Source organism: Dermabacter sp. HMSC06F07 (assembly GCF_001807345.1).
GTDB classification, from domain to species: domain Bacteria; phylum Actinomycetota; class Actinomycetes; order Actinomycetales; family Dermabacteraceae; genus Dermabacter; species Dermabacter hominis.
Window position 1 is genome coordinate 181,373 of the sequence record NZ_KV788583.1, and the last position, 15,337, is coordinate 196,709.

Below are 15,337 nucleotides of genomic sequence, written 5' to 3' on the forward strand. Positions count from 1 at the left end.
GGGTGAGGGGATACTTCCCCGTACGGAGACATCAGACGTCTGATGACTGCTGTTAGCATATGGGGAGTCCCGAGACTTTGTCAACGTCGCTGAGATAGCGATACTGGAGGCTCGGAGCACGAGAAAGGTAGATCGTGGTCGAAGTACCCAAGGCACGCGAACTCGATGGTGGCGCACAGCCAAGCAAGCGCCGCACCGCAGGTAATGCAACGGTGGATGCGATCAAGGATTACATTCTTGAACACCGCTTGCATCCGGGAGATCCGCTCCCCACGGAAGCGGTGCTACAAGAGATTCTCGGCGTCTCCCGTTCGAGCGTGCGCGAGGCTCTCCGCACTCTCCAATCTCTCGATATCGTCTCGATTCAGCACGGACGCGGCATGAGCGTGGGAGGTCTGTCTTTCTCCCCCATGATCGAGGCTGTACTTTTTCGCGCGCGTCTCAATGCCAAAGATGATCTGAGCACGCTGCGTGAAGTGGTCGAGGTGCGCATGGCACTCGACCTCTCACTCACAGATGAGCTGATCTCGGCCTACCGCGGTTCTTCGCAGCCGAAGCTCCGTCAACACGTCGAGAACATGCGTGAATGCGTCGCGGCGGGGGAGGGCTTCGCCCCATGCGACGAAGCGTTCCACTCCGACCTGCTTGCGGTGACAAGCAACCACATGATGCAACAGCTCGGTATGGCATTTTGGCGGATCCACACCGCCGCCGTCCCCGCGGCGGGCCTCCCGCAAGCGCGAGACATTAGCGACACCGTGAATGCCCACGACGCCATCATTGACGCGCTTGTCGCGGGTGATCCCGCGGCTTATCGTGAGGCTGTCGTCGAACACTATCGCCCGCTTAGGCGCCTCCTCGAAGTCGCCGCCGACTAGCGCTTCTTCTCCATCTGCGACGGCGGGGTCGCCGTCGCAGCGATGAAGCCCAGGGCGTTTGTGTCGGGAAGGTCGGCAACCTTGGAGGTGTCGATTGCGCTTAGCGCGCGCAGCCACATGAGTGGGTACAGGGGAAGTTCTGTGGCAATCCGATCCATCAGTTTTTGCCATGCGCGCTGGAGGTCCTCACCCATGAGGTCGAGGCGCGCGCTGCGGTCGAGCACGTCGCGGATCTCGGCGAGAAGTTCGCTTTCGCCGAGGTGCAATCGAGAATCAGCCCAGAAAGGTGAAGCGTAGAGGGAGCGAAGAAGCGTGTCGGGATGAAAGCCCGTGAATGCTGGATCCAGGCACACGAGGGCGGCGTCCCAGCCGTCGGAATCTTCCTCCATGCGCTTCACGGCATCCCACCAGGGAAGTATCTCGAGCTCGGCCTCGAGCCCGACCTCCTTGAGATTGCCCTTGAGGAACTCGGCGACGGCGCGGGTCCAGGGCTCGTTGCTCGCGAGCAAGCGAATCGTGCTGATCTCCGCGCGCGCAAAGAGGTCGCGCGCTTCCTCCGGGGCATAGGTGTAGACGCTCCTGGAGGCGTTGAAGCCGGGGGTTCCGGGGTACATGGGGCTCTTGACCGGATCGACGTATGTGGCGAAGACCTGCTTTGCGCATCCTTGATAGTCGAAGGCCTTCATAAAGCCGCGTCGAGCTTCGAGTGTGGAAAACGCCCGGCCCTCATCATGATTGAACATCGCGTACACCGCGGCTTTGCTCTTCTGGGAGCCGAGGTGGAGCGTGCTGTTCTTGGCCCGGGAGCTTTTCGCTAGTTCGCGGTATTTCGCTGGGGGCACGGGAAGTGCCACCTGCATGCTGCCGTCCATGACCGCGTCAGCGATCGCGGATTCGCTGTGCTCGACGTGCCAGGTCATGGTTTCGTAGAGCGCCGGGAACACTCCCGAGTACTGGTCGAATGCTTCAAAAGCTAGTGTTTGGCTCGCGGCGTCGCGCTCCTTGATGCGCCATGGCCCGGTGCCATTGGGATGGTCGAGGAGCGAGGCGGGGTCGGTGCCCTCGGGGATAATTTTGACGAGGGAGAGGCGCTCGTTGATCTCGGGCGTGGAGTACTTGAGGCGGAGCTGGACGATATTGTCGGCCACCTGGACGGCGTGGTCGAAGAAGTCGAGAAGCTCGCGGTTGGGGAATTTGTTTTTTTCGTCGAGTGCGGCCTCGAAAGAGTAGATGACGTCGGCGGGGGTTACGGGCATGCCGTCGTGAAAGATCGCGCCGTCGCGAAGGGACACATCGATGACGGCGTCGGCGGGATTGAAGAGCTTTTGCGAGAGGCCCGGCTGCGTTGTGCCGGTCGTCGGATCCATGATGGACAAGCCCTCGTACACGTGCCACAGCGCAGCGGTGTTCTGAAGGGAGCGCGTCGTGAACGGGCTGAGGCCGTCACTTCCGAGCGGCGCGCTGAGAATAACGTCGAGGTGCCCTGTGGGGACGGGGAGGTTGAACTGCTCCGCGACCGAGAGGTGGTCCGCGTCCGGTGAGCTTTGGCAGCCCGCGGCGGTAGTTGCGAGGGCAAGAGCGCTGAGAGAGGCGCCTGCCGTAAGAAAGGCGCGCCGGCTGGTGGTGCGTGCGGGTCCGGTCATGGTCTCCAGAGTAATAGGTGCGCAGAGTCGGTTGTGGAGGTGCGGGTGTGGTGTGTGACGTGGCGAGAGGAGTCACGGGTGTTTGGGGAGCGCGGGCGATACGCTCACACGTAGATGCGGGGTCCGACGCTGCCCGCACACCATCGCGACCGAGGGATCTGAGGAGGCGGCCATGAGCGCAGGCGAAGTGGATGTCGAGAGCTATCGGCGACTGAGCGAGGACATCGCCTCGGCGATCGCGCTCCTGAGCGCGCGCGTGGGGCGCTGGGATCTCGTCACCCCGATCGACTCGTTCCTTGATGTGTCGTATGACCCTCCCACGATGGTGGTGAGTCTCTATTCCCTCTCGCGGGCGGCGGAGGCTCTTGAACAGACGGGTACGTGTGCGCTGAGCGTCCTTGGCGATCAACAGCAGGGTCTCGCCGAGCGGTTTAGCGAGCCCGGCCTTCCGCTGCAGGGGATGCTCGAGTCGGTTGCGCACACGCGTGACGGGGTGGGCAACGCCCTCATCGAGGGATCGCTCGCGACCTTTAGTCTCGAGGTCGAGTCGTCGCACGAAGCTGCGACCCACACGCTCTTTGTGTGCCGCGTGCGTGAGGTGCACCAGGGGCCTGCGCGTTCGCCGCTTGTGAGATTTTCGAAGCGATATGCGAGTCTGTAGGGCGTCAAAGAGATTCGCGACACGCTCGGCGTAGGCGGCGCGCAGATCCACCCCTTCACCTCTACAATGTTCGCGATACGCGCGCGTTTGTGCCGTGCCGCCTTCTCGGCGCTTCCCTGCACCGGCGTGCCGCGCGACACTAATGAGGGAGCCCATGGCGAAGGATCAGGTGCCGGAAAACAGCGACGATCGAGTCCAGGCGGGAACCGACCCCGCTGAGGGCTGGATTTTTGTTCCCGAACCGGGCACGCTCCCCACCGAAAAGCTCCCCGATAGCGAGGATTTCGAGCGCTTCAGGATGCAGCGCGCGAACCTCGAGGGGGAGGCCGAGCACTATTTCGCGCCAGGCCTCGCGCCGCACGAGCCCGCGACCGAGACCGCGGAGATCGCGCTTCCACCCGCGCCGGCCCCTCACGCGTACGCGCGCTCGGGCGCAACCCCCTCGGCCGCGCCGAAACCCCGCTCCATGCAGCTTCCGCCGCAATTCAGCGACTTGAGCGGTTGGGATGCACTGCGCGACATCATCGCAGTTCTCGCATTCGGCTCGAGCTTCACGACGACGTATACGCACGCCCCCGATGCGCTGCCCGGGTGGATCCCTGCCCTCGCCGGGGGCATTGGTATTGCGGCAATCCTCGCGGTGTATCTCCTGCGGTGGGTGCCCGCTTACATGAAGGATCCGAAGCCCCGGGGGCCGGAGCACTTTTCCTACCTCGGCGTCGTGCGGAAGGTCGGCATGCTTCCCGCGTTCGCGGCGTCGATTGGGGTGCTCGGCTACGACCTTGTCGCGTCCATCCCCGACCTCCTTACACCGCTTCCCGAAGGGCCGCGCGTGGGCGTCGGCGTCTCCGTTGCGCTGCTTCTCTTTGGAGCAGTGATGGGCTCCGAGCGGCGCGGCTTCGAGGGGTATGTTCCCGGCGCCGCAGCGAAAGCGCGCGCAGGTCGATGGATACTCGTGCTTCGCGTGCTTCTGCTCGTGAGCTTTGCTCTGTCTCTCGTCATGGTTGTCGGTAAAGCCGTCAACGGTGATCCGGCGTTCGCACTCGTGACTCTTTCGAACTCCCTCGGCTCGCTCGCGCTTGGGCTTTTCATCGCTGATCCGAAGCTCAACGAGCAGCCCTCGTGGTACGTGTTCCTCGTGGGGGCTGCGGCGGCCATGGTCGTCGGCGCAGCGGCCGACAACTCGCTGCGGCTCGAGTTTGCCGCACCGGGAAGTTTCTCGACCTCGTACGTGTGGCTTCCGTTCGCATTCGCGGCATTCGGCCTGCTTCTCTCGCGCTCCTACGTGCGCTCGAGTACGCACAACTTCAAACGCGTCGATTGGCTCATGTACGCGGCGCGCACTTTCGAGTTTTCGCGCACCATGCACGGTGTGGCTTTCGCGGCAGTGCTCGTCTACTTCGCGGCGATTCTCGTGGGCTACGACGCGCGAGGTGGTTCGGGCCTCGTGATCCTCCAACTTCTCCTCGTTGCTCTTCTCGCGCTCCTGTCTCACTTCGGCCGCAAGGCCCTCGTGCGAAAGGACGCGGTCAAGGCGCGCGGTCACGCCGTATCGATCGGCGCGGCTCTCACGCTCCTCGGCTTCCTCGGTGTCATCGTATTCTCGGTCGTCACGGGCGCCGCTGCCGGCCTTACGAACGGTGGACTCGGCCTCGTCGCGGGCATCACCGCTGCCTTGATGATCACCGTCCCCGCGCCCGTGCGTGACGAACATGGCGTTCCGGATCTCGAACGCACGTTCGCCGAGTTCCGTGCGCGCATCAACGGCGCAGCCGGCGCGACAGCCTTCCTTCCCGATGTGTCCGAAGCCCGGCGTCGGACGCACCGTTTCCCCGCGAGCGTTTCCCCCGAGGCGCTTTCGCCCGCCGCCCCTGATCCCGACCCCGCCAAGGAGTCGTAAACCCTATCCCCAAAAAGAAAGGCCGCCATGCCACTGTGGAAAATTCATGGAAATGGGCTCACCGTTGAGCCAGGAAAAGTCGTTCTTCCTTCCGAACGGCTCGCATGGCCGGTCACGATTGGGATCGGCGCCCAGCACGTCATTGCGATGTTTGGCGCGACGTTCCTCGTTCCGCTCCTGACGAAATTCCCTCCATCGACGACGCTTCTCTTTTCGGGCCTCGGCACGATCCTGTTCCTCGTCATTACGCGTAATCGAGTCCCGAGCTATCTAGGAAGCTCGTTCGCGTTCATCGCCCCGATTGTTGCGGCTACGAAGGCTCACGACATGGGCACTGCGCTCGGCGCTGTTCTCCTCACGGGCCTCGCGCTCGCCCTCGTCGGAGTGATCGTTCAGTTCGTCGGCACACGGTGGATCGCCGTGCTCATGCCGCCCGTTGTCATGGGTGCGATCGTCGCCCTGATTGGCTTCAACCTCGCACCCACGGCCTACAAAAACTTCCAGCAGTCAGCCCTTACCGCGACGGTGACGCTTTTCGCGGTCGTGCTGTGCACGGCGCTCTTCAAGGGCATCCTCGGGCGCGTCTCCGTTCTCCTCGGCGTTCTCGTGGGTTATCTGTTCGCCCTCGCGCGCGGCGAAGTTGACCTCACTGCCTTCTATAAGGCGCCGTGGATCGGCCTTCCCGAGTTCCACCACCCGCACTTTGATCTCTCGGTTCTTCCCATGTTCCTTCCGGTGGTTCTCGTCCTCATCGCCGAGAACGTGGGGCACGTGACGTCGGTGGGGTCGATGACCGGCGAGGATCTCGACCACATGGTGGGCCGCACCCTCTTCTCTGACGGCATCGCGACGGCCCTCTCGGCGACTTTCGGTGGTTCGCCCACAACCACCTACGGCGAGAACATCGGCGTCATGAGCGCAACTCGCGTCTACTCGACTGCTGCCTACTGGGTTGCCGGTATTGCCGCGATCGCCCTGTCGATGTCGCCGAAGATCGGCCAGCTCATCTTCTCGATCCCGGCTGGGGTGCTCGGTGGCGTGACCTTCGTGCTCTACGGCCTCATCGGCATCGTGGGCGTGCGCATGTGGGTCGACGGACGGGTTGATTTCTCTCGGCCTCGCAACCAGATGACGGCGGGCGTCGCCCTCGTCGTGGGCATCGCGAACGTGACGTGGACGTTCGGCCCCAAGGACGCCGGCATCACCTTCAACGGCATCGCGCTTGGCACCCTTGCGGCGCTCGTGATCTACCACCTCATGGCGGTAATTGGGAAGGTCACGGGCACCGAGGTTGCGGAGGATTCCGACGCTCGCTCAGCGACAGCGGAAGCCACCTCTACGCGATGACTGCCGGGCAACCGTCCAAGAGAGTGCGTACGGGCTGGGCGCCGATCCTCACCCCGGGGACTCGCGTGACGGCCCGCTACGCGCTCGATCCGCGGACCCATGAGGGGCGCGAGAAGGTCGCAGATGCCCTCGGCTACGTTGTTGAAACAGACGAGGAAACGGTCACTATCCACACGAAACGTGGATACGCGAGGATTCCTCGCGTGTTGATCGTGGCCGTTCGGGAGGTTCCTCCTCCGCCTCGCTAGACTTGGGCCATGACTTCTAGCACCACTCTCGTTCGCCGCCCGTTCGAAGGCCTCGTTGCCGAGCATGATCTCGTTGCGATGCGCCAGCTCATCCCGTCGGCGACTCTCGATGCGACCCTCGCCCCTGAATTCGGTGGCGGCGACGTCATCATCGCCACGATCCTTCCCATGAACTGGGCGGCGATCAAGCGTGATAACGGCACCGTCATGCTCGGGATGCAGGCGAGCGTTCCCGGCAACGATACGTCCCGGGGTCTCGGCGCAGCGCTCATGCAGGCGCTTGATTCGGAGCCCGGAACGGCAGTAACGACGGTGAAGGTCGCGGATGATTCCCCGCGTCTCCAGGATCTCCTCGTCATCGATGAGAACTACACCGTCGATGTCCACGACTCGTTCGAGTACTGGCTCGGAGCGGGAGCGGAGCGTACCGAGCAGATCGAGGAGGGGCTCGAGAAGGCGAACGAGGCGATTATGCCGACGGCCGCCGTCGGCGGGCTGCCGCACGCGTACTGGGTTGATGCCGGCCCGAAGGAGCACTTGCGCTGGGTTCTCGACGAAAGCGAAGACCGCGTGATCGACGCGGTTGCGCGCCTGCACGCGAAGCGTCAGTCTGGCATCGGCGAAGGCACGCGCTACGTGGGCTCGTTCCGCGCCGATGGCCTCACGATCCCCGTGTGGGATCTGCCGAAGGGCTTCGGAGTCGAGGGTGTGGAGAACGAGGTTCCCGAATTCTTGAAGCGCTTCGAAGAGGCGCTGTCGAGCGAGGAGCCGCTCACGGCACTTGAGCGACGCGCTCGCGGCGGTATCGTCGCGCGCGAGGTGACTCTGCGATGACCGGCGTCGACGCCGCGCAGATGGGAGGTGCGCGACCCACGCGGGTCGCGATTGTCATCCCCGCGAAAGACGAGGCTGAACGTATCGAACGGACCGTTGCCGCCTCGTTCACGATCCGCGGCGTCGATCTCGTTGTCGTTGTCGATGATGGCTCATCCGATGCCACGGCGGCTCTTGCGAAGGGCGCCGGTGCGGTAGTGGTGCGTCACCGCACCAATCGCGGCAAGGCGGCAGCGATGGCGACCGGTGCGCGGGTCGTGCACATGCGCGAGGAGACCGAACACGCCGAACGGCTCAACGACGCCGCTATCCCCAGCCAGGCGGTCGAGCCGCCACGCGCGCTTCTCTTTATCGATGCCGACATGCAGGATTCGGCCTCAGGTGCGCAGCCGCTCGTCGAGGCGGTCCTTGAGGACGGCGTGGATATGGCGATCGCGACGCTCCCCGCGCAGGAGGGCGCAGCTGGCATGGGCTTGGTGGTGAAAACGGCCCGCAACGGAATCCGCAAGGCCACCGGGTTCGAGACCGTGCAGCCTCTCAGCGGAACGCGCTGTATCACGCGCGAAACCTGGGATGCCGTGCAGCCTCTCGCCGCTGGGTGGGGCGTGGAAACCGGCCTGACGATTGACGCGCTTCACAAGGGGTTTTGGGTCAAGGAGATCCCTGCCGACCTCACGCATCGCGCCACCGGTAAGGACTTGCGCTCGCAGCTTCATCGCGCAAGCCAGCTGAAGGACGTCATGCGCGCGCTCTCGAAGCGGCGGTCTCTTTCGCCGAATGATCCGCTTGGCGAGGACGGTGAGGTGCGCACGCTCACGGGTGATCGCACCGAGGCGCCCGAGTTCGTGGAGAACCCTCCCGTGAAGCATTTCGCGGTGCCGTCCCTCGAGAAGAACGCGCAGGTTAAAGCTCCTTCGGAGGAGCCGGTGGATGAGCCTCGCGAGGAGCCCGAGCAGTAAGTGCCGCGCGAGCCGTGAGGCTGAGTGCGAGGCCCACGACGTAGGCGAGGCCCACGAGAACGAGACCGGTGTCGTTCGTGAGCGCCCCGATCCACGCGCCAGCTATGGCCGCGAGGCGTATGGCATAGAGGTGGGGGAGTTCGTGCGCGAGGCGCCCCCGCCGCACCGCGCCGTAGGTGAGCGCGATGGTCACGAGCACCGGCGGGGCCATGAGAAGTGGCGAATAGAGCGTGAGCGGCTCGAGCATGCGCATCGTGCGATCCGAAAACACGGCCCAGAACTGTGAAGCGGCGCCCGCGAGCGATCCTGCGTCCACGAGCGTCGCGACGAACTCGCCAAGATGCGTGCGCGAGGAGGCGGGGCGCATGTAGTCGAGAGCCCCCGCGAGGGCAAACACCCCTGTTCCCGCCGCGAGTGCGGCGAGAATGTGCCACGGTCGCAGCCGGATCCCACTCAGGGCGAGGCAGGCCACGAGGGTCACCGGGGCGTAGATGAGGGCGCTTCCGGCGTCGGCCCCCATGCCCGGCGCGATCGAACAAAGCCCCACGATCAGGCCCGTTGCAGCCACGAGAGTGACGCGCGCCAACCCCGCTCGCCGGCCGGCTGTGAAGGTGGGAAGTGCGTGTATGAGCATGCCCACCCCGAGCGCCCATGCCGCGAGTGTGATGCCCGTGATGTGGTTGCTCAACCCGTAGAACCGTCCGCCGTAAATCGGTTGATTTCCGAGTAGCGAGGTGAAGCTCGCGTGCGAGCCGAGCGCGGCGTCGAGGAGGGTCGCGCCGGCCGTCATGAGAGCCGCGAGTGCGGGGGTAAGGAGCCGGCGACTGTGTTCGGGGAGCGCCGAGGTGAGGAGGCGTACGCCGAAAGTGAGGCCTGCGCCGAGCGCAGCTGTGCCGATGATCGTCCACGCCGCGATCGCGAGAAGAGGATGAATGCCGAGGTTAACGAGGGTGCTGAGCGGCAGGATGCTCGAGGTATACCCCACGGGGATCGCGAGGATAGTGACGTTCGCGACATTCCGCGCCGCCGGGACATGCCGCGCGAGGACACCCGCGATCAGCAGGACCGCGACGATCGCGCCGAGAAGAGGGGCGAGGGAATCCTCGGTGGTGCGGGACGCGAACGTGACCTCGCGGGCGTGCGCGAACTGAGTGCCTTTGGTGGTGGGGGATCCGACAGCGGCTCGGCCGATACCGAGCTGCTCCGTGCCGGTGAAGCTCGCCGCGAGGTCAAGATTCATGATGACGCCGACCTGGCGCGTCGACGGGCTCGTGAGAAACGCCGGACCCCAGCGCGAATCGATGTACACCTGAAGGTTGAGCGGTGCGGGAAGCGCGTCGTAGCCGCGCGTATGCTCCACCTCGTACGTGTCCGCGGGGGAGGGGTTGAGGGAGCCGACGCTCGCGAGTGCCACTCCGCGCTCGCCACAATCGCCCGCGTACTTCGCGAACGCTGCATCGATGTCGCGAACACTTCGTTCGTGCTCGAGCCTACTCACTCCTCGACCGGTTGCGACGTCGCCGAGATCGACGAGAGAGATGCCGACTTCGGCGAGGGCGGAGGTGGCGTCGGACCGCTCGACTTCTCCCGGTGTGCCGCTCGCCCCGTTGGTGCTCGCGTGCGGCAGTGCCGGTGTGCGCGTGCCCGTGGCGAGAGTGGCGAGTCCCTGACGTTTCGTGGGCATGACCGATTCGCTCGAGAGGGCGAGCCCTGCCGTGCCGGAATTCTCGGCAAAACACCACAGGGCCGGGGTGTCCTCTTTCGTGATGTCATTCCACGTGAGGCCGCTTGTCACGAACACCGTGTGGACCGCACCCTCGGGGGGTGCCGCGTCCTTGCGAAGACTTCCCCAGTGGAGGGAAGGGGCAAGGATGAGTGCAGCGAGGAGCGCGAGGCACGCGGCCACAATGGCCGCGCCCGCGAGGCGCTCACGCGCATGAGAGGTGTCGTGCATGGACTCAAGCGTAGCGATCGCGCACATGCCCGTACTCTTAGTGACATGCGATATGGATTCCTCGGCCCCGAGACAACCTTCACCCATCAGGCACTCCTCCAAGCGCTCATGGGTCCGCTGCCGGTGCGACCCGACGATGGGGAGCACACGCTTGTGCCCTACCGAAGCGTCGCCGAAGCGATCGGCGATCTCGTTGCCGGCGACGTCGACGCAATGATGGCCCCGATCGAGAACTCAGTCGAGGGAGGGGTCTCAGGCACTCTCGATGTGCTCGCCGCAACCGGTGGCATCACGATCGTGGCCGAGCAGATAGTTCCCATCACCTTTGTGCTTGCGACGCGCGTGCCGTCGAGCCTCGACGCTCTTGAGGCCGTCTACTCTCACCCGCATGCGCAGGCCCAGTGCCAGGGGTTCGTGCGTGACAACATTCCCGGTGCATCGCCGCAGCCCGCGCTTTCGACCGCCGCTGCGGCCCGTGAGATCGCGGAGCTTGATCATGCAGATCCGCGTGCCCGCACCGCCGCGGCGATCTGCTCGCCGCTCGCCGCCGAACATTTTGGGCTGCACGTCGTCTCCGAGGGGATCGAGGATACGAAAGGCGCCGAAACCCGCTTTGTGCTCGTGGAGCGCGACGGTCTCATCCCCGCGCGCACGGGCGCGGACAAAACAACGATCGTCGCCCACCTCGCTCACGACCGCTCCGGCTCCCTCCTCGAGATGCTCGAGGTGCTCAGCTCCAACGGCGTGAACCTCTCCCGCATCGAATCAAGACCCATCGGTGACGCGCTCGGCCGCTACTCCTTCTCCCTCGACCTCGAGGGCCACATCGAGGACCGCCGAGTCGCCTCGGCACTGCGCGGCCTGCACCGCATCTGCTCGCGCATCGTGTTCCTCGGCTCCTACAGCCGGGCCGACGGTTCAGTGCCCTACGTCGTCGACCACAACACCGACACGGCCTACGAGGAAGCCCGCAGCTTCGTTGCGGGTCTCGAGGCGCTCATCGCGCGAGACTGACGCCGCCTAGCGGGCCGGGCACAGCGAATGAGGAGCGCGCCCGCATCGACACGCGTCACGAGGTGCGTGGCGTTGCCGACGTAGTCGCCGTCGACCTGCACTGGGAGAGCCTTCGACGTGCTCACGACAGCCTCGCGGGCCTGGAACGTGCGGTGATTCGAGATTTTCGCGAGAGTTTTCGGTCCTCCCGGAAGCACGAGCTGGCCGAGAATCTGCGAGAAGCCCGCCGCGCCCTTCCAGTCGAGGGCGAGAATCTCGAGGGAGCCGTTTGAGCGATCAGCTCCGGGCATGAGCGTAATACCGCCCGGAAGGCGCCCCACGTTGCCGATCATGACCGTGCGGGCCTTGAGCGTCTTCGGTGACCGACCATCGAGTTCAAGGTCGACGCTTTGCCCGCGGCCCACGATCTTCTTCGCTCCCGCCACCACGTAGGCGAGCCAGCCCACGGCCTTCTTGAGCTTCGAGTTGGTGTTCTCCATGATGACCGCATCGAAACCGAAACCCGCGATCACGAGGAACGGTTCTTCCTTCGCTTTGTTCGCACCCTCGAGGCTCTCACCATGCTGGAGGTAACCGAGGTCCGCCGTGAGGGCCTCACCCGTGAGGGCAACCCTGACCGCGCCGCGCAGATTATCGATCGGAATGTCGAGGTTGCGCGCGAAAAGATTTCCGGTGCCCATCGGGACAATCCCGAGTGCGACGTCGGTATGCGCAAGCCCCGCCGCAACAAGGCGCACCGTGCCATCGCCGCCGGCCGCAAGGACAACCGAGCAGCCGTCGGACACCGCCTGCCGAGCCTGACCGAAGCCCGCATCCTCCACGGTCGTCTCGTAGAACGACACCTGTGCATCCGGGTCCACACTGAAGACGTGGCTCACGACCCGGCCGCGAAATTCGGCGACATCCTTGAGCTTTGACGGGTTGACGACGACCCCAACGTGTAGTTTTTCCACCGCTCCAGCATACGTGGACGGCGCGGCACTGTACCCTGGAAAACATGATCGATCTGCGATTGCTCCGTGAGAACCCCGAACGCGTGCGCGAGGCCCAGAAAGCGCGACGCCGCGACCCCAAAACCGTCGATGCCGTGCTCGAAGCCGACCAGGCCTGGCGCGAGGCCACGCAGTCTTTCGAGTCGCTGCGTGCCGAACAGAAAACCTTCGGCAAGAAGGTCGCTCAGGCCAAGGGCGAGGAGAAGCAGGCCCTCGTCGCGGAAGCGAAGGAGCTGAGCCAGAAGGTTAAGGACCTCGAGCAGCGCGCGAGTGAAGCGGAAGAGGCGCGTGAAAAGGCGCTGCGCGCGATCCCCAATATCGCGGAAGGTGCCCCAGAAGGGCTCGAAGAGGACTTTGAGGTCCGCGAAACCCACGGGGAGATCCCGACCTTCGACTTCGACGTGCGCGACCACCTCGACATCGCCGAAAAACTCAGGGCGATCGACATGCAGCGCGGCGCGAAGGTTTCCGGCTCGCGTTTCTACTTCCTCACCGGGGTGGGCGCGCAGCTTGAGCTCGCGATTCTCAACGCCGCACTCGACAAGGCAACTCGCGCGGGCTTCACGCCCGTCATCACGCCCACCCTCGTTCTTCCTGAAACGATGGATGGCACCGGCTTCCTCGGCGAACACGCCGACGAGGTCTACCACCTCGACAAGGACGACGACCTCTACCTCGTTGGCACGAGCGAGGTCGCACTCGCGGGCTATCACCGCGACGAAGTTCTCGACCTCGACAATGGGCCCCTGCGCTACGCCGGGTGGAGCGCGTGCTACCGCCGCGAAGCTGGGAGCTATGGCAAGGACACGCGCGGCATCATCCGCGTCCACCAGTTCCACAAGGTCGAGATGTTCTCGTACTGCAAGCTCGAGGACTCCTACGAGGAACACGAGAGGCTCCTCGACATGGAGCGCGAGATGATGGACCTCATCGACGTGCCCTACCGCGTGATCGACACCGCCGCGGGCGATCTCGGTACATCCGCCGCCCGCAAGTTTGACTGCGAGGCGTGGGTGCCGAGCCAGAACACGTACCGCGAGCTCACGTCCACGTCGAACTGCACGCAGTTCCAGGCGCGCCGCCTCAACATCCGCGAGCGAGTGGACGGGGCGCTGCGCCCGGTCGCAACCCTCAACGGCACTCTTGGCACGACCCGCTTCATCGTCGCGCTGCTCGAGAATCACCAGCAGGCCAACGGCAGCGTCGTGGTTCCCGAGGGGCTGCGTCCCTACCTTGGTGGCCGCGAAATCTTCGAGGTTCGATGAGTCCCGCGCGTAGCACCAAGGGCTTTGACGAGGCGCACCTTCGCGCTCTGCTCGAGCCTCTCGCGGGGCACCGAGCCCTGATTGGCCTCGACGTGGACGGCACCCTCGTTGACCACGCCGGCATCATGGACCCGCGGGTGAAGAAGGCGCTTCACGCGGTGCGCGAGGCCGGCCACCACATCGTGATCGCGACGGGCCGCTCGCTCAACACGACCCTCCCGATCGTGCGTGTGGCGGGCGTGTCAGACGGTTGGTCGGTGAGCGCGAACGGTGCCGTGACCACGAAAATTACCGGGGCCGGCGACGACGACTACGAGATTGTCGAGACCGTTACTTTTGACCCCGAGCCCGCGCTACGCGCTATGTATCAGGCCGTCCCCACGGCGCGATTCGCGATTGAGAGGGCGAGCGGTGGCTTCATAGGGACCGAAAGCTTCGACGATCTCGACTTCGGCATCCAAGCGGAACCGGCGAGTATCGAGGAGCTTTTCGGGGCGAAAGAGGTCGTGCGCGTCGTCGTGACAGCACCCGATATTCCCCTCGATGAGTTCGCGCGGATCGTCGAGCGCGCCGGCGTGAGCGGCTGTGAATACGCCGTGGGCTGGTCGAGCTGGCTCGACATGTCAGCGCCCGGCACGACGAAGGCCAGTGCGCTTGAAGCGTTGCGCGAGCGCCTTGGCGTGGATCCCGAGCACACCGTGACAGTTGGGGATGGCTCGAACGATGTGGAAATGCTCGACTGGGCAGCCGTCGGCGTGGCAATGGGCCAGGCGAGCGAGCGCGTGAAGTCGTACGCCGACGCCGAGACCCTCAGCATTGACGACCACGGCGCAGAACTAGTGCTGCGCCACCTTCTCTCTGCTGACCCTCGCTAGTTTTCTCCAGCCCGATAGCGCGTCGGGTAGGATGTACGGGCGCCTCGCAAACGGCGCAAGGAGAGTTGACAGAGCGGCCGAATGTGGCGGTCTTGAAAACCGCTGTGCAGCAACCCTGCACCAAGGGTTCAAATCCCTTACTCTCCGCACTAGAGCGCATGGGCTTGCCGTGTGCCGTTCCCCGTCTTCGACGTGCTTGGCGCGCCGGAGGCGGGGTTTTGTATTCCCTGCCGCGTATATACGTACGATCGAGAGAGTCGAGCCCCACTAAGGAGACAAGCATGAACATCAAACTCGCTCCGGGCGATAAGGCCCCCGACTTCGACCTCCCGCTCGCCGGTGGTGGCCGAATCACGCTCGCTGACCTTGCCGGCGACAGTGCCCTCATCTGGTTCTACCCTGCCGCCGGAACCTCGCTGTGCACACGTCAGGCACGCGATCTTCGAGATCATGCCGAAGAACTCACTGCGAATGGTGCGCGTATTCTCGGCATTTCCCCCGACCCGATTGAGAAGGTCGAGGAATTCGTGGAAAAAGAAAATCTTCCTTTTGCGATGGCCGCAGATGAGGACCATGCCGTCATGGAGGCGTACGGCGCTTGGGGCGAGAAAAACATGTACGGGGTGAAGAAAATGGGCGTGATCCGCTCGAGCTTCGTCATCGATGCTCATGGGGTGCTCACCGCAGTGAAGTATCGCGTTGGCACCCCGAAACACGTGGAGTTTGTGCGCAATGCTCTGGGGTTACCCGCAAATCGTGGACACGTA

At 64.5% G+C, this 15,337-nt stretch carries 13 protein-coding genes, 1 tRNA gene and 2 pseudogenes; 13 read left to right on the top strand and 3 right to left on the bottom strand.

The annotated features are described in order from the left end of the window. Window positions 1-134: 134 nt before the first annotated feature. Complete coding sequence (locus HMPREF3157_RS05265; RefSeq protein WP_016663381.1) at window positions 135-878, top strand: FadR/GntR family transcriptional regulator; 744 nt, start codon at window positions 135-137, stop codon at window positions 876-878. Here the strand turns inward: HMPREF3157_RS05265 and HMPREF3157_RS05270 are convergent. Continuing rightward, on the bottom strand, window positions 875-2,521 hold the full coding sequence (locus HMPREF3157_RS05270) for an ABC transporter substrate-binding protein (RefSeq protein WP_016663380.1): 1,647 nt from the start codon (window positions 2,519-2,521) through the stop codon (window positions 875-877). The two genes, HMPREF3157_RS05265 and HMPREF3157_RS05270, sit on opposite strands and share 4 nt — an antisense overlap. Before the next feature lie 172 nt (window positions 2,522-2,693). Here HMPREF3157_RS05270 and HMPREF3157_RS05275 point away from each other — a divergent pair, with 172 nt between their 5' ends. The 6 genes from HMPREF3157_RS05275 to HMPREF3157_RS05300 all read left to right on the top strand — a co-directional run bounded on the left by HMPREF3157_RS05275 (window position 2,694) and on the right by HMPREF3157_RS05300 (window position 8,470). Continuing rightward, entirely contained in the window at window positions 2,694-3,182 is a 489-nt protein-coding gene (locus HMPREF3157_RS05275; RefSeq protein ID WP_016663379.1) for a flavin reductase family protein, read from the top strand. Between the two features lie 154 nt (window positions 3,183-3,336). Then, window positions 3,337-5,082 carry a DUF7937 domain-containing protein gene (locus HMPREF3157_RS05280; RefSeq protein WP_070435736.1) on the top strand — a complete coding sequence of 582 codons (1,746 nt, stop codon included), beginning with the start codon at window positions 3,337-3,339 and terminating at the stop codon, window positions 5,080-5,082. A gap of 27 nt (window positions 5,083-5,109) precedes the next feature. After that, complete coding sequence (locus HMPREF3157_RS05285; protein WP_070435737.1) at window positions 5,110-6,429, top strand: uracil-xanthine permease family protein; 1,320 nt, start codon at window positions 5,110-5,112, stop codon at window positions 6,427-6,429. 23 nt (window positions 6,430-6,452) lie between these two features. Further along, the gene (locus tag HMPREF3157_RS05290; protein WP_246816526.1) at window positions 6,453-6,677 is read left to right on the top strand and encodes an acetyltransferase; all 225 of its coding nucleotides are present in this window, start codon (window positions 6,453-6,455) and stop codon (window positions 6,675-6,677) included. 9 nt (window positions 6,678-6,686) lie between these two features. After that, window positions 6,687-7,511, top strand: a complete 825-nt coding sequence (locus tag HMPREF3157_RS05295) for a DUF5926 family protein (protein ID WP_070435739.1) — start codon at window positions 6,687-6,689, stop codon at window positions 7,509-7,511. Beyond that, window positions 7,508-8,470, top strand: a complete 963-nt coding sequence (locus HMPREF3157_RS05300) for a glycosyltransferase (RefSeq protein ID WP_070435740.1) — start codon at window positions 7,508-7,510, stop codon at window positions 8,468-8,470. The genes HMPREF3157_RS05295 and HMPREF3157_RS05300 overlap by 4 nt, the downstream gene beginning before the upstream one ends. On the opposite strand, the gene HMPREF3157_RS05305 is transcribed toward HMPREF3157_RS05300, so the two are convergent. Next, a complete protein-coding gene (locus HMPREF3157_RS05305; RefSeq protein ID WP_070435741.1) occupies window positions 8,415-10,451 on the bottom strand; it encodes a hypothetical protein in 2,037 nt (678 codons plus the stop codon). The two genes, HMPREF3157_RS05300 and HMPREF3157_RS05305, sit on opposite strands and share 56 nt — an antisense overlap. 18 nt (window positions 10,452-10,469) lie before the next feature. Here HMPREF3157_RS05305 and pheA point away from each other — a divergent pair. Continuing rightward, a pseudogene (gene pheA / locus HMPREF3157_RS05310) lies at window positions 10,470-11,321 on the top strand (prephenate dehydratase); the annotation flags it as partial. Next, a pseudogene (locus tag HMPREF3157_RS10930) lies at window positions 11,295-11,432 on the top strand (prephenate dehydratase); the annotation flags it as partial. The pseudogenes pheA and HMPREF3157_RS10930, both read left to right, overlap by 27 nt. Here the strand turns inward: HMPREF3157_RS10930 and HMPREF3157_RS05315 are convergent. Next, a complete protein-coding gene (locus HMPREF3157_RS05315) occupies window positions 11,381-12,391 on the bottom strand; it encodes a diacylglycerol/lipid kinase family protein (RefSeq protein WP_070435743.1) in 1,011 nt (336 codons plus the stop codon). The pseudogene HMPREF3157_RS10930 and the gene HMPREF3157_RS05315 sit on opposite strands and share 52 nt — an antisense overlap. Before the next feature lie 44 nt (window positions 12,392-12,435). Here HMPREF3157_RS05315 and serS point away from each other — a divergent pair, with 44 nt between their 5' ends. From serS to HMPREF3157_RS05335, 4 genes are all read left to right on the top strand, one after another. Then, a complete protein-coding gene (gene serS, locus HMPREF3157_RS05320) occupies window positions 12,436-13,695 on the top strand; it encodes a serine--tRNA ligase (RefSeq protein ID WP_070435744.1) in 1,260 nt (419 codons plus the stop codon). Next, the gene (locus HMPREF3157_RS05325) at window positions 13,692-14,570 is read left to right on the top strand and encodes an HAD-IIB family hydrolase (protein WP_016663369.1); all 879 of its coding nucleotides are present in this window, start codon (window positions 13,692-13,694) and stop codon (window positions 14,568-14,570) included. Before serS ends, HMPREF3157_RS05325 begins: the two co-directional genes overlap by 4 nt. 59 nt (window positions 14,571-14,629) lie before the next feature. Beyond that, a tRNA-Ser gene (locus HMPREF3157_RS05330) sits at window positions 14,630-14,717 on the top strand. A 134-nt stretch (window positions 14,718-14,851) separates the two neighbouring features. Then, window positions 14,852-15,337, top strand: a 486-nt coding sequence (locus HMPREF3157_RS05335) for a peroxiredoxin (RefSeq protein ID WP_070435745.1), incomplete at its 3' end; no start/stop codon positions are given.

Coding starts and splice junctions, on each gene's coding strand:
- HMPREF3157_RS05270 (WP_016663380.1), bottom strand. CDS start 2,521: ATGACCGGACCCGCACGCACCACCAGCCGGCGCGCCTTTCTTACGGCA.
- HMPREF3157_RS05275 (WP_016663379.1), top strand. CDS start 2,694: ATGAGCGCAGGCGAAGTGGATGTCGAGAGCTATCGGCGACTGAGCGAG.
- HMPREF3157_RS05280 (WP_070435736.1), top strand. CDS start 3,337: ATGGCGAAGGATCAGGTGCCGGAAAACAGCGACGATCGAGTCCAGGCG.
- HMPREF3157_RS05285 (WP_070435737.1), top strand. CDS start 5,110: ATGCCACTGTGGAAAATTCATGGAAATGGGCTCACCGTTGAGCCAGGA.
- HMPREF3157_RS05295 (WP_070435739.1), top strand. CDS start 6,687: ATGACTTCTAGCACCACTCTCGTTCGCCGCCCGTTCGAAGGCCTCGTT.
- HMPREF3157_RS05300 (WP_070435740.1), top strand. CDS start 7,508: ATGACCGGCGTCGACGCCGCGCAGATGGGAGGTGCGCGACCCACGCGG.
- HMPREF3157_RS05305 (WP_070435741.1), bottom strand. CDS start 10,451: ATGTGCGCGATCGCTACGCTTGAGTCCATGCACGACACCTCTCATGCG.
- serS (WP_070435744.1), top strand. CDS start 12,436: ATGATCGATCTGCGATTGCTCCGTGAGAACCCCGAACGCGTGCGCGAG.
- HMPREF3157_RS05325 (WP_016663369.1), top strand. CDS start 13,692: ATGAGTCCCGCGCGTAGCACCAAGGGCTTTGACGAGGCGCACCTTCGC.